This window comes from Bacteroides sp. 1001136B_160425_E2 (genome assembly GCF_015559655.1).
Taxonomy (GTDB): domain Bacteria; phylum Bacteroidota; class Bacteroidia; order Bacteroidales; family Bacteroidaceae; genus Bacteroides; species Bacteroides luhongzhouii.
The window spans coordinates 1-15,081 of the sequence record NZ_JADMQH010000023.1; the positions used below are offsets into that span (position 1 = coordinate 1).

Sequence of the window (15,081 nt, forward strand, 5' to 3'; positions counted from 1 at the left end):
AAATGGACATCCATTTCACCCTCAAGCATTTTCTCCAGTACTTGGGCATGCAACTGTTTAAGAAACTTGCTCACATCAGCTTCTGTTTTGAACTGGCTAAGGAACTCCTTGCTTAATACCTCATCAGGCACTACTTGATTCTTTTCTTTCATAATCTTCTTCATTTTGCAAATGTATAAAATAAAAAATACGAGACTCAAACTGGAATCCCGTATTTCCATTTACACAAAATATTTTATAGTGCCTTTTGAGTAAAACAGAGGCTCTATTCGCACAGAACAGAGCCTCTGTTTTTTATTTGGGCAGCATTGATGTTAAGTATTCTATTTCTGCAATCAATAGTGGAATATCCTGTTTGGCATGTGTTATGAACTCCAAATCATCTTTCGATGATGGCATTTAAATCAATGTTATTCATGGGTCTTACAGTCCTTTTTTCTTTGCTTCATTCCAAATAGCATCCATCTCTTCAAGAGACATATCCTTCAGGCTTTTTCCTTCCTTGATAGTATGTTCCTCCAAATAATTGAAGCGACGGATAAACTTTTGATTGGTAAGTTCCAAAGCATTATCAGGATTGATCTTGTAGAGACGCGCTGCATTGATAAGGCTAAACATAACGTCGCCGAATTCAGCTTCCGCCTTGTCCTTATCCATATTAGCTACTTCATCCTGAAATTCTCCGATTTCTTCCTTCACTTTATCCCATACCTGTTCACGCTCTTCCCAGTCGAAACCTACATTGCGGGCTTTGTCTTGAATACGATAAGCCTTGATGAGCGAGGGGAGGGCAGCGGGTACACCGCTCAATACACTCTTGTTGCCGTCTTTCTCCTTTAGCTTCAACTGTTCCCAATTTTCGGAAACTTGTCCTGCTGTCTCTGCTTTTACCTCTCCGAATACATGCGGGTGACGGAAAATCAGTTTATCACACAGTTTATCGCAAACATCTTTGATGTCAAAATCTCCTGTTTCCGAGCCTATCTTGGCATAGAAAGCTACATGTAGCAATACGTCCCCCAATTCCTTGCAGATTTCTTTCTTGTCATCCCTCATCAGGGCGTCGCAAAGTTCGTAAGTCTCTTCTATGGTGTTGGGACGCAGACTTTCATTGGTCTGTTTGCGGTCCCAGGGACATTTAACACGCAGTTCGTCGAGAATGTCCAGGAAGCGTCCGAAGGCTTCCATCTGTTCTTGTCTGGTATGTGACATAAATCGTTTTTTATTTAAAAATTGATGCAAAGATATGACTAATAATTCATCCCGAAGTTCCAAAGAGGAATAATATTACTGTATCCGGTTTCTATATCATCTTTTACAATGTATCCTTCTTTGGCTTCGGTTATCTGTTGTTGTCCTTTGTTTTTTCCTCCTATTTCAAATGTTCTTTCTCCTATTTGGAAATCAGAAATTTTTGAAGATATAATGTCCTGTTTTACTCGCATTTGGTTATAAAAAAATGTTTCGCGGATATTACCGATATTGGAATTTTCTCTTCCTAATGCATAAATGAGATTAGTATTTTCAAGATATATTTTTTCTACTTTGCCCAGACCTCTGATCCCGCCTGTGTCATCGCGAACTTGAGCTATCATTCCCGCTTTCTCGATATAAAGTAAGTAATCGCTTAAATAATTACGACTTACTCCAATGATGTCAGCGAGTTTTTGCATGACAGGCTTAAATGGAACGTTTTTGGCAATAATCATCAACAGTTGTTTCAATTTACGTCCTGTGGAGACATTCATATTAGCATATTGAGGAATGTCATTTTCCATAGTTTGGTTGATTACTTGGTTCAACTCGATTTCAAAAGTGATATCTTTGCTAAACGGGTAATAGCCGTGTTGTATATATTCAGCGAATAGCGGAAGTGGATGTGCTATTCCCGGAATTTCAACTTTATGTTCCAGTATCTCTTCTAATGTGTAGACTGGTACATGAATTTGATGGAACATACTTAAATATTCTCTGAAAGACAGCCCTTGCATTTCATAGATGGGGGTACGTCTGCTTAAATCTGCCGTTCCTTTATAAATATCCAAAATAGAGGAACCGGTGAAAAGAACTTGCATATCAGGATAAGAATCGAATATCTGCTTCAATTCACGAGACCAGTTAGGGTATTTGTGTATTTCATCAATAAATAGGTGCTTGCCACCTTGTTTGCTGAATTTGTCTGTTAGGTCAATCAGGGAATTATCGGCAAAGTACATATTGTCTGCTGAAACATACAATGTATCTTTCGGATTCATGTTCTGCTTGATATGTTGAAGGAACATGGTGGTTTTACCTACTCCGCGTGGTCCGACAAGTCCGAGCATATGACTGTCCCAGTTTATTTCAGTATACTTGTATCGGATGAAATCGGTACTTGTAGCTTTAAGGAGTTTATTGAAGTTTTCGTATAATCTGTCCATGGTTGGTATATATTTATATGCAAATATACGTCAATTGCACAACAAAAGTGCAGAAAACTATAGTTTTCTGCACTTTTGTTGTGCAATTAGTGAGGAAAATCAAGTGAAAATGTTTTCTTGAGGAATTTATTTGGTTCAATCCGTTAATAATTCTGTTTGTATATATAGAACATAGCTGATTATCCAAAACTCAATAAATGTATATGATTTGTCCTGCCAATAGCTTTGATATGTTATTTCCAACGTTATACAATTATGAATAGCTTCAATGGCCGGTATCAGATATTGCTCTCCTGAGGGATAGTCTTCCAGTAGAATTTTATCCTTTAATTTGTGGCTTTTATTGAGGGTTGTATTGACTGCAAATGTATTCAAGGGCCATTTTCTGAGTCCTTTCTTTTTAAGTTATTCAGTGTTTTCTATGTAATAATTACATCCGTTATGTCTATCGCATTCTATGTTTATGCCGAATAGTTCCTCAATAGCCTTCCGGTGATCACACTGCAGCCATTTACGGTTAATTTCATCCTGTGTTATTGTTCCAGCCCGATAGATTGTATCTACTAACCAGAGATATCTATTAAAGAGATCTTTTGCCATAAAGAAATCAGTTTATCCGTTTTATATTAGTGCTGCAAATATCGTGAAACGATGTGCCAAAACAAGGCACAATCTATACTTATTTCTTTTTCCACTCCTGATAGGAAATCAGCAGCCCCACTACTTCCGAATAGTTTTGCCGTCCGCTTTCTATCTTATTCCCTTTCAGATAAAGGTCATATATCCAATCCTGCACAGCACCGACCACGGGGCTATACTTGGCAGCCCAATACGCCTGGTTATTCTTAGCCAATTCGATAATTTCCGGTCGGATACGTTTAAAAAGTCGGGTGTATTCTTCTTCCGGGAGTAAGCTTTGCGCATTTCCCAATACATGTCCCAATACAGAAAAGTATCCGGAAAAACGGATTCCCATTGCTTGTGAACGGGTGCAAACCTGATAAGCATAAAAATTAGCTTCCGCTTCACTGGTGATACCTAATAAATGGGCTAGTTCGTGAGCATAAGTGGCTGGATAATTAACGGGAAGCAAATCTCCGTTGAGGGTAAACTCACAGAAGAAAGGCCCCATGCTACCCGTTACTCCTACCATTGAAATGAAGGGAGTGAATAACATTGTTTTTACCCTCGGATGCTCGTGTGGAGGGCGATGTACGCCCAAGCTATCACTTAACTGATGATAGATTCGCACAGTTTCCTCTCGTATCAAGTCTTGGTTGATACTATTGACAGGAGTATACGAACGGTTAAGTTGAGTAATATAATCATCTACGAATTCTTGGAAAATCTCGGGAGTATAGGCGGTGTACCGGATTTCTGTTCGTTGATAGAAGTTTTTCTGCGAGTAGTTCAGTCCCCATGCCAGATAGAACCATACATAAATCCATAATAAGTATTCCCCATCGCGCAATAAGATTTTCTTCCAAGGCAACTTCTTGCGGAGACGGGCATAAAAGGGATAAACAATCACGCCTGTGATGCTAAGAAAAATAAATAAATCCCCTATTGCAAAAGGAAATAAACCGGAAAAAAACGACAGGACGTATGAGATAAGGGGATAGATTGTCTGAGAATAGATCGTTGCCAGAGCAGGAATCCATTGCGTTAGCCACACCAGGATTAACAATGCTCCTAAGGCTAAATATCTTACATTTGGCTTATTTTTCATCATTTGTATAATATCAGTCAACAAAAATATGCATTTAATAAACGTTGCGCGAAAAAATACCTCTATATTTGCAAAAAATCTGTTAACAGTGACTTTGTGTACCTGCGTAATCAGAGAAAGTTATTCAACATAAACCGGATAAGATGGCTACATCAGAAGAAATAGAGAAGTATTGCAGGAATTGTGTGTCACGTGATTTTGTGAACGGAAAAGGACTCGTTTGTAAACGTACCGGAGAACTTCCCGCTTTTGAAGAAGAATGTGACAGTTTTGAGCAAGATAAGGAGTTGGAAAGATTAGCGCCTCCCAAGCCGGAAGACTTTCCGGTATCTATGACAGAAGAGGAAATGCTTGCCGAAGAGAACCTGCTCAAAGGAGTATTGTGTGCGGTTGTCGCATGTATCGTTGGGGCGGTGGCATGGGGGCTGATTTCCGTTTCTACAGGTCGTCAGATAGGATTTATGCCCATTGCTATCGGATTCATGGTAGGTTTTGCGATGCGACAGGGCAAGGGAATACGTCCTGTTTTCGGAATTATCGGTGCGGCATTATCTCTGATTAGTTGTATCTTAGGTGATTTCTTGTCTATTATCGGGTATATCTCCCAAGATTATGAAATGGGCTATTTTCAAGTCCTGGCAGGTGTAGATTATGGAGAGATATTCTCTATTCTGTTGAAAAATGTAATGTCGATGACTGCCCTGTTCTACGGATTCGCTCTTTATGAGGGATATAAATTCTCTTTCCGTGCACAGAAACATCCCGAGGGTGGTAAGATTTGAATTTAAATTATTAATTTTGCACCCGTTATTTTTAGAATATACATTATCATATACATAAAACAATATGGAATTAGCAAGTAAGTACAATCCCGCTGACGTGGAGGGAAAATGGTACCAGTATTGGCTGGACCATCATTTATTCAGTTCAAAACCCGATGGTCGTGAACCTTACACCATCGTCATTCCGCCCCCGAACGTCACCGGTGTGTTACACATGGGACACATGCTTAATAATACCATCCAGGATATTTTAGTTCGTCGTGCCCGTATGGAAGGCAAGAATGCCTGCTGGGTGCCGGGAACTGACCATGCTTCTATTGCCACCGAAGCAAAAGTTGTAAACAGACTCGCTTCTCAAGGTATCAAGAAAACCGATCTGACTCGTGATGAGTTCTTAAAACATGCCTGGGAATGGACAGACGAGCACGGTGGTATTATCTTGAAACAACTCCGTAAACTCGGCGCATCCTGCGATTGGGATCGTACTGCTTTCACTATGGATGAGAAACGCAGTGAAAGTGTAATCAAGGTATTTGTCGATCTGTTCGATAAAGGATTGATCTACCGGGGCGTCCGCATGGTAAACTGGGATCCGAAAGCCTTGACAGCTCTTTCCGACGAGGAAGTAATCTACAAGGAAGAACACGGAAAGCTGTATTACCTCCGTTATAAAGTGGAAGGCGATCCGGAAGGTCGCTACGCGGTTGTTGCAACGACTCGTCCCGAAACAATTATGGGTGATACGGCCATGTGTATCAATCCGAACGACCCGAAGAACGAATGGCTGAAAGGAAAGAAAGTTATCGTTCCGCTGGTAAACCGTGTCATTCCTGTGATTGAGGATGATTATGTAGACATCGAATTCGGTACAGGTTGTCTGAAAGTAACCCCGGCCCATGATGTAAACGACTATATGCTGGGTGAAAAATATAACCTGCCTAGTATCGATATCTTCAATGACAACGGTACATTGAGCGAAGCTGCCGGTATGTATATCGGTATGGACCGTTTCGATGTTCGTAAACAAATAGAGAAAGACCTCGAAGCTGCCGGATTGCTGGAAAAAATAGAAGCCTATACTAATAAGGTCGGATATTCGGAACGTACCAACGTTGTGATCGAACCGAAATTGTCTATGCAATGGTTCCTCAAGATGCAGCATTTCGCAGATATGGCATTGCCTCCGGTAATGAACGACGATCTGAAATTCTACCCTGCAAAATACAAGAATACCTACCGTCACTGGATGGAAAACATCAAAGACTGGTGTATCAGCCGTCAGTTGTGGTGGGGGCATCGTATTCCTGCATACTTCCTGCCGGAAGGTGGTTATGTAGTAGCCACTACTCCCGAAGAAGCTCTGGCAAAAGCAAAAGAAAAGACGGGTAATGCCGCCCTGACAATGGAAGACCTGCGTCAGGAGGAAGATTGCCTGGACACTTGGTTCTCTTCCTGGTTGTGGCCTATCTCTTTGTTCGACGGAATCAACAATCCGGGCAATGAAGAAATCAAATACTACTATCCGACAAGCGACCTTGTGACAGGACCGGACATTATCTTCTTCTGGGTAGCCCGTATGATTATGGCAGGCTACGAATATGAGGGACAGATGCCGTTTAAGAACGTATACTTCACAGGAATCGTTCGCGATAAGCAGGGACGTAAGATGTCTAAATCACTCGGTAACTCTCCTGACCCATTGGAACTAATTGAAAAGTATGGTGCCGATGGCGTACGTATGGGTATGATGCTTTCAGCTCCTGCCGGAAACGACATCCTTTTCGACGACGCACTTTGCGAACAGGGACGTAACTTCTGCAACAAGATATGGAATGCTTTCCGTCTGATTAAAGGATGGACGAATGCCCAAGGAACGATTGCAGTTCCGCCCGAGGCTCATCTGGCTGTTCAATGGTTCGACCAAAGACTGGATGCAGCTGCGGTTGAAGTTGCCGATTTGTTCTCTAAATATCGTTTGAGCGAAGCATTGATGTTAGTTTACAAACTATTCTGGGATGAGTTCTCTTCTTGGTTGCTGGAAATTGTGAAACCAGCTTATGGACAGCCCGTTAATGGCTTTATTTATAGTATGGTGCTTAGTTCTTTCGAACGTCTGCTTGAGTTGCTTCATCCTTTCATGCCGTTTATCACAGAAGAACTGTGGCAGCAACTGCGTGAACGCAAACCGGGTGAAAGTTTGATGGTTACTCTCATGGAGGAGCCTCTTGAGGTAAACGAGAAATTCTTGCAAGAATTTGAATTGGCTAAGGAAATTATCAGCAATGTCCGCAGTATTCGTTTGCAGAAGAATATTGCTTTGAAAGAACAACTCGAATTGCAGATCGTAGGTAGTCATCCGGTAGAAAAAATGAATCCGGTGATTATCAAGATGTGTAATCTGTCTGCTGTAACAGTGGTGGAAAGCAAATCGGAAGGTGCTGCTTCTTTCATGATAGGAACAACAGAATTTGCGGTACCATTGGGTAATATGATTGACGTGGAAGCGGAAATTGCCCGTATGGAAGCAGAACTGAAGCATAAAGAAGGATTCTTGCAAGGCGTAATGAAGAAACTTAGCAATGAAAAATTCGTCAACAATGCTCCGGCGGCTGTTCTCGAACTGGAACGCAAGAAACAGGCCGATGCTGAAAGTATTATTAATTCTTTGAAGGAAAGCATTGCTGCTTTAAAGAAAGCGTAACTCTCTGATAGCTAAATTTCAATAATATAAGGCATCTCGATTAATTTTGAGATGCCTTTTTTTTGCGAAATGGAAATAAATACTACCTTTGCCGTAGCTATTATCGAACATCACAAATGAAACAAGTACTCCGAATCACCTCATTCTTAAGCATATTCCTTTTTATAGAAGGATTCTTATTATCTGTGTCAGCTCGAACTGATACAAAAAATAAAGAAGTACTGGTTTTAAACTCCATTAATTTTAACTTGCCTTGGGCTAAAAACTTCTATTGGTGCATACACGATGTCCTTCAGAAGCAGGGTATATCTGCCAAAGCGGAATCTCTTTCCGTACCTGCTTTGGCTAATAAGATGGAAGCAGATGCCGTAGTCACCCATTTGCGCGAGAAATACCCGGTAGCTCCCGCTGCCATCGTCTTGATTGGAGATCCGGGATGGATTGTCTGCCGTGAACTGTTTGATGACGTATGGAAAGACGTTCCGGTAATAGTGGCAAATGCCCGCGACCGCCTGCCTGCTTCTCTCGATGTTTTACTGTCTCATGCTCCGCTGACGGAAACCAACAGTGTCCCCGGTGAAGAATGGAGAAGAGGCTATAATCTGACACTTTTAAAGCAGCATTATTATGTGAAGGAAACAGTGGAACTGATTTATAAACTAATACCAGACATGAAACGTCTGGCATTTATTTCGGACGACCGATATATTAGTGAAGAAACCCGTGGGGATGTGAAGGAAGCCGTCGAAAAAAACTTCCCGGATTTACGTCTGGAGCTACTTTCTACCACTCAATTATCGACAGAAATGTTGCTGGATACCCTGCATAGTTATACACCCAATACAGGAATTATTTACTACTCCTGGTTTGAGTCTCATAATGAAAATGACAACAACTATCTTTTCGACCACATACAGGAAATTATAACCAATTTTACTCCCTCACCTCTGTTTTTGCTATCTCCCGAAAATTTATCGAACAATACTTTCGCGGGAGGGTATTATGTATCGACAGAGTCTTTTTGCGATTCTTTGCTGGAAATCCTGAATCGCATATTGAATGGAGAACAAGCCCGCAATATCCCGGGTGGAGTGGGAGGGGAAGGAAATGCCTATCTTTGTTATCCTGTATTAAAGTCTTATAATATTCCGTCAAGTCGTTATCCCGATGATGCTGTATATGTTGATAAACCTCAAACTTTTTTTCAGCAACATTGTGTTAAGATTATTTCTAGTTCAGTCTTTCTATTATTTTTGATAGCTGCTATTGTCTATTATATTCGTATTCTTCGGAAAGCGTATAGCCGTTTGAGTGAAGCAATGGAAAAAGCAGAACAGGCCAATCAATTGAAATCTGCTTTTTTGGCGAACATGAGTCATGAAATACGTACTCCTTTGAACGCAATCGTGGGATTTTCAAATATGCTTCCCAGTACAGAAGATCGTGCCGAAATGCGCGAGTACGCAGATATCATCGAAACAAATACCGATTTGCTACTCCAATTGATAAATGATATCTTGGACTTATCAAAGATTGAAGCCGGGACATTTGATTTCTATCTTTCCTCGATCGATGTTAATCAGACAATGGAGGAAATTGAACAAAGTATGCGGTTACGTTTGAAAAACAGTGATGTTACCCTTGCATTTACCGAACGCTTGCCGGGTTGTCTTTTTTATATTGACAAGAACCGCTTGATACAATTGCTTGCCAACTTTGTCAATAACGCTATCAAATTTACTCAAACAGGTACTATCTGTATGGGGTATCGTATGACAGACACCGATACTATTTATTTTTATGTATCGGATACCGGCTGTGGTATGTCGAACGAACAGTGTGAACATGTTTTCGAACGATTCGTAAAATATAACCCGTTCATTCAAGGTACCGGTTTAGGACTTTCCATCTGTCGTACGATTGTTGAGCGTCTCGGGGGGAAAATAGGAGTAGATTCAGAAGAAGGTAAAGGATCTACTTTCTGGTTTACGCTTCCTTATAGAAAGAGATGAGATTCATTAATAGATAAGTTACTGTCTCCTTCTTGCGAACTTCCTTTTCCTTATTACCAAAATTGTTTTTGCCCAAAAGAAATCTATAAACGCAAGTTGCATTTATAGTTTGTTTCAGGTCAAATAGAACTTTAGCCTTAGAGGAACGTAAGTTTATCTTTAATACAACGTAAGTTATCTATTAATACTTTAGCTGACAGGTAATGGCCAAATAAAACAATATTGGTGGTTACTTATATGACTTGTTTAGTCTTACGGGAATAAGATAGGAAGCAGTAGCGGTAGATAGTCTTTTAAATCTAAACGTAATTGTTTCAGTGCCTGCTGTATACGATAATCGACTGTTTTAGGTGATATTTCAAGAATTTCTGCAATTTCCTTATAACTCATATCCTGAAAGCGATGCATCACAAAAGCTTCTCGGTAACTTTCCGGCAAGTTGGCAATAGCATCCTTGATTTGTCGTGTCAATTCCTCTATTTGATAGATATCCGTATCTTGCAGCATTTCCTTCATTTCTTCATAGAATTGTGTGTCGGCACGTTGGGCGGCATCAATATGTGCAAGCTTGTTCAGAGCCTTGCGATATATCATTTTGTAGAGATACGAACTAAGCGAGATCTCAATAATCAGATTCTCTCTGTTCTCCCAAATCCATAAAAGAGAGTCTTGCACAATTTCCTCCGCATCTTCCAAGTCTACAAAACGATGGCCGTAAGCACACAGTGTCGGATAGTATTTCCGGAATAGTGCATCGAATGCTTTCTGGTCTCCCCGTTGTATAGCAGATAGTAAGTAATTGTTTTCTGACAGGTGGATTTCTTTCATGTATTAGTTTGGTAATTTGTTGCAAATATAGCTTTTTTAGATGAAAACAAAGATTTTCAATAAAAAAATGAGATTTGGTTTAGGAATCTCTCAAGTCTCCCTTGTCTTATAGTAAAAGGCAATAAAAACAGATATGGATAAAACAGATAGAAATACGATAGAAGAACTGCTTCCTCGTTATTGTGAAGGATTGGCAACGGAGGAAGAACGTCTGAAAGTTGAGATGTGGATGGGCGAATCGGACGAAAACCGACGGATGGCAAAACAGATACATGCTCTTTATCTTGCCACGGATACAGTCCATATCATGAAGAAAGTCGATACGGAGAAAGCATTGTTGAAGGTGAAAAGTAGAATGTCGGGTAACAGACGCAAGGGAACGATGTGGTGGCAATGGACACAACGTGCGGCAGCAATTTTGTTCATTCCACTTCTCGTTACATTGATGTTCCAGTATTGGGGAGGAAACGAACAGGAAGTGGTACAAATCATGGAAGTGAAAACAAATCCTGGGATGATGACCTCATTGATCCTGCCCGACGGGACACTTGTTTACCTGAATTCGGAGTCAACACTAAGTTATCCTTCACGTTTCGATAGTGATACAAGAAATGTGACTTTACAGGGAGAAGCTTATTTTGAAGTAGCTAAGAATCCGAAAAAGAAATTTATAATCTCCACTTCCCATCAATCACAAATAGAAGTACTGGGAACTCATTTTAATGTAGAGGCTTACGAGAAAGAAGATCGGATTTCAGCAACATTGGTAGAAGGAAAGATCGGTTTTATTTATAAATCAAATGATGTCTTGAAAAAAGTTCTGATGGATCCGGGACAGAAATTGGTCTATGATTCAAAAGATAATAAGGTTCGGCTTTATACCACTTCCGGAGAGTCGGAGATTGCCTGGAAAGAAGGTAAGATTATATTCAGAAATACTCCTTTGGAAGAAGGTTTGCGAATGTTGGAAAAACGGTATAATGTAGAATTCATTATTAAAAACGATCGTTTGAAAGAAGACTCATTTACGGGAACATTTACCAATCAACGTTTGGAACGTATTCTGGAGTATTTCCAACTTTCTTCTCAAATACGTTGGAGATATCTTGATTCCCCCAATATAAAAGATGAAAAGAGCAAAATAGAAATATACTGATTGATTAACCTTAAAACAAAAAATGCAATGAAAGACAGAGCCCCTTAATTAAAAAAACATACGGGATGATATTGGCGTATCTTCCCGTATGGAAATCGGTAAATCTTTTTGATGCTTGTTTGGCGACAAGCTTAGATAAACTTTTTATTAACTTTAAGTCATCACAAATTTATGCAAAATTATTTTAGCATCCAATTTTTATGGGTGGTAAAGTCGCTTTGGCGAGTTTCTAACAAAATCCCATTATCTATGAGACTTTTGATTTTATTCTTGGTATGCTCTATCGGGTTGGGCTATGCGTCCGATAGTTATGCACAAAAAACTTTAATCAGTATTGATGTACACAATCAGCGGGTGGAGGATATTTTAAAAGAGATTGAAGAACAGTCCGATTTTGATTTCTTTTTCAATAACAAACATGTGGATTTGAATCGTCGCGTATCTATATCAGTTGATAGAAGTAATATATTTAGTGTATTAAAGGAAGTTTTTGCTGGCACTAATGTAAGATATTCAGTGCTGGACAAGAAGATTATACTGTCTGCTGAGGTACAGTCATCGCAGCAAGACAAGAGAATGATTGTATCTGGTGTCATATCGGATATACAGGGAGAGCCGGTAATAGGTGCCAGTATTCAGGAGAAAGGAGTGGTCGGGAAAGGTACAGTCTCCGATCTGGATGGAAAATTTAAGTTGGCGGTTGCATCCGATGCCATATTGGTGATTTCATACATTGGCTTTCAGTCTCTTGAAGTAAAGGTGGGAAACCGTACAAACTTGTCAGTGGTATTGAAAGAAGATCATCAGTTACTGGATGAGGTAGTCGTTATCGGTTATGGAACGATGGAAAAACGTGCAGTGACCAGTTCCATTACTTCCATATCATCAAAAGATTTAGTGACTGGAATGGGAGGCTCCACTATTGCGACAGCTTTAAAGGGTAAAATCTCCGGTATGAATGTTTCCGAGACTTCCAGTCCGAATGCTTCTGCCAGTTTCCAGCTGCGTGGAGTAGCGTCCATCAATGCTTCCTCTTCTCCTTTGATTGTGATAGACGGAATTCCCGGAGGTGATTTGCGTTCTATCAGTCAGGAAGATATTCAGTCTATTGATGTCTTGAAAGATGCCTCTGCAGGTGCCATCTATGGAACAAGAGCAGCCGGTGGTGTCATCTTAGTGACTACCAAGAAAGCAAAAGAAGGTCCCATTACCTTATCATATACGGGCGAACTCTCTACCGAGCAAGTTTCCAGGAGACCGCAGGTCCTTGATCGTGATGCTTTCGTAAGGTTCGGAGTAGGAACAGATTTAGGTGCATCTACCGACTGGTACGGTGAACTTTTGAATGAAGGAGCACTCTCCCAACGCCATGTTGTCAACCTCTCGGGCGGCGGCCATACAGCTAAAATATATGCTACTATTATGGCACAGGATCAAAAAGGTATCGCAATTGGCGATAACCGTAAAGACTATTCGGGGCGTATCAATGCAAACTTTAATCTCCTCGATGATTTGCTGGAAATAGGCTTGCACACAGAATACCGGGAAGCACATCGGGATCAGCGGAGCAGTAGTTCCTATTTCGACATGGCATTGAAGATGAACCCGACGGAACATGTATATGACAGCACTAGTGAAACAGGATATAATGTATTGGTGGGTGGTAGTGAATATTACAATCCTTTAGCAGAAGTTATGTTGAAGCAGGCAGATAATGTTGATAAATGGCTGAAGGCGGATGCAACGGTAAAGCTCAATTTGCCTGCCGGATTCTCGGCACAAGCCACTTTTGGCTGGGAAGATCGCCAGTATCAGCAGACACATTATACGTCCGCGTTACACAGAACCTCTTTGAATGGAAGTTATAAAGGAAGAGGATTTCATGCATATAGTAAAACAGTCAATGTCTCTTTTGAACCTACCATCAATTTCACGCGTGTTTTTGCGGACGACCATACGGTTAGTGCAGTAGCCGGATATAGTTATTGGGAAAATAACTCTGAAAACTTTAATATGACTAACTACGATTTTCCTGTGGATGGAGTAGGAGCTTGGGATATGGGAACAGGTAGTTGGCTTTCCGACGGAAAGGCGGCTATGTCTTCCCACAAATATCCCCGTGAACGTCTTGTCTCATTCTTTGGCCGGGCGAATTATAGCTATAAAGACCGCTATATGTTTACAGGAAGTGTTCGTCACGAGGGGTCTTCAAAATTCGGAAAGAATCATCGTTGGGGAACATTTTGGGCAGTATCAGGCGGATGGCGTATATCCAATGAGGCGTTTCTGCGTGACGTCAGTTTTCTCGATGACCTTAAAGTACGCGTCGGTTACGGTGTAACGGGAAATAACAATTTCTCAGCGGGAGCATCCACTGCCATGTATTCTTCCAATTCAATGTGGCCGTATAACGGTACATGGATCACCTCCTATGGACCGGCCCGTAACGTCAATTATGACTTGCACTGGGAAAAGAAAGCAGAGCTTAACCTCGGCTTGGATTATGCATTTCTGAATAATCGCCTTTTTGGTAAGTTTGATATCTATAAGAGAAGAGTTTCCGGAATGTTATATAATATCAACGTTCCCAATCCTCCTGCCGTTTATGGAACAACCACCATGAATTACGGTAATCTTGAGAATACCGGATGGGAGTTCGAGATAGGAGGAGTGCCTGTCAAGACCAGAAACTTTAACTGGACAACTACCATGCGCTTATCACACTCTTCCTCCAAAATAACTTCTTTGTGGGGCAACAATACCTATCAGGATCGTGTAGGATTTCCGTCACCGGGCACAAACGGATCAGCCGGTAGAATTGAGGCAGGAACAAAGATCGGAAGCTATTACATCTGGAAATATGCCGGTATTACGGACAATGGAAGGTGGCTTCTGTATGATAAGAATGACAATATAATCCTTAGCGATAAAAAAACGTATGACGACAAACGATATATCGGCAATGCCATTCCTGCATTGATGGTATCATGGGATCATACCTTCACTTACAAGAATCTCTCTTTAGGCATCAATCTGCGCAGTTGGATCGATTTCGACGTGTTCAATACCATAAATATGTACTATGGACTTTCTGAAGTGGAAGGGCAGAACGTTCTTCGCAACGCATACATTGATAACCGGCACATCAAAGAAGTAAAGCAACTTTGCGATTACTGGCTTGAGGATGGTACATTCTTGAAGATTGATGCCATTAGTCTGGGGTATTCTCTTAACATGAAGAAATGGCAGAAGTATATAGATAAGATTGATCTTTACCTGACTGTCCGCAACGTTGCTTGTTTCACAAAATATTCAGGATTGAATCCGGAAGTGAATGTGAACGGTTTGGATCCCGGTTATGAATGGTTTAATAATATTTACCCTGAAACTCGTAGATATACCTTTGGTATGAAAATTCAATTTTAATAGTAAAATACCTATAAACTAATATAA

At 40.7% G+C, this 15,081-nt stretch carries 9 protein-coding genes and 1 pseudogene; 5 read left to right on the forward strand and 5 right to left on the reverse strand.

Translation table 11 applies throughout. The features are described from left to right. The 4 genes and pseudogenes from I2I04_RS23570 to I2I04_RS19605 form a co-directional block, all read right to left on the reverse strand. Positions 1-164 (reverse strand): annotated as a pseudogene (locus tag I2I04_RS23570) (IS256 family transposase); the annotation flags it as partial. 259 nt (positions 165-423) lie between these two features. Further along, the gene (mazG, locus tag I2I04_RS19595) at positions 424-1,212 is read right to left on the reverse strand and encodes a nucleoside triphosphate pyrophosphohydrolase (protein WP_008020955.1); all 789 of its coding nucleotides are present in this window, start codon (positions 1,210-1,212) and stop codon (positions 424-426) included. Positions 1,213-1,250: 38 nt separating this feature from the next. Continuing rightward, positions 1,251-2,420 (reverse strand): ATP-binding protein, encoded by a 1,170-nt coding sequence (locus tag I2I04_RS19600; RefSeq protein ID WP_195358981.1) that lies wholly within the window; start codon positions 2,418-2,420, stop codon positions 1,251-1,253. 679 nt (positions 2,421-3,099) lie between these two features. Continuing rightward, positions 3,100-4,152, reverse strand: a complete 1,053-nt coding sequence (locus I2I04_RS19605) for a DUF3810 domain-containing protein (RefSeq protein ID WP_195655738.1) — start codon at positions 4,150-4,152, stop codon at positions 3,100-3,102. 140 nt (positions 4,153-4,292) lie between these two features. Between I2I04_RS19605 and I2I04_RS19610 the strand changes: the two genes are divergently transcribed. The 3 genes from I2I04_RS19610 to I2I04_RS19620 all read left to right on the forward strand — a co-directional run bounded on the left by I2I04_RS19610 (position 4,293) and on the right by I2I04_RS19620 (position 9,644). Further along, entirely contained in the window at positions 4,293-4,931 is a 639-nt protein-coding gene (locus tag I2I04_RS19610) for a hypothetical protein (RefSeq protein WP_195655739.1), read from the forward strand. Between the two features lie 64 nt (positions 4,932-4,995). After that, positions 4,996-7,632: a valine--tRNA ligase gene (locus I2I04_RS19615; protein ID WP_195655740.1), complete on the forward strand. Its 2,637-nt coding sequence runs from the start codon at positions 4,996-4,998 to the stop codon at positions 7,630-7,632. A 116-nt stretch (positions 7,633-7,748) separates the two neighbouring features. Further along, the gene (locus I2I04_RS19620) at positions 7,749-9,644 is read left to right on the forward strand and encodes an ATP-binding protein (RefSeq protein ID WP_195655741.1); all 1,896 of its coding nucleotides are present in this window, start codon (positions 7,749-7,751) and stop codon (positions 9,642-9,644) included. A 252-nt stretch (positions 9,645-9,896) separates the two neighbouring features. Here the strand turns inward: I2I04_RS19620 and I2I04_RS19625 are convergent, their stop codons facing one another. Beyond that, positions 9,897-10,472: an RNA polymerase sigma-70 factor gene (locus I2I04_RS19625; protein ID WP_195655742.1), complete on the reverse strand. Its 576-nt coding sequence runs from the start codon at positions 10,470-10,472 to the stop codon at positions 9,897-9,899. 133 nt (positions 10,473-10,605) lie between these two features. Between I2I04_RS19625 and I2I04_RS19630 the strand changes: the two genes are divergently transcribed. Both I2I04_RS19630 and I2I04_RS19635 read left to right on the forward strand, forming a co-directional pair. Next, positions 10,606-11,628 carry a FecR family protein gene (locus I2I04_RS19630; protein WP_195655743.1) on the forward strand — a complete coding sequence of 341 codons (1,023 nt, stop codon included), beginning with the start codon at positions 10,606-10,608 and terminating at the stop codon, positions 11,626-11,628. Between the two features lie 249 nt (positions 11,629-11,877). Beyond that, positions 11,878-15,054, forward strand: a complete 3,177-nt coding sequence (locus I2I04_RS19635) for a SusC/RagA family TonB-linked outer membrane protein (RefSeq protein WP_195655744.1) — start codon at positions 11,878-11,880, stop codon at positions 15,052-15,054. Positions 15,055-15,081: the final 27 nt, after the last annotated feature.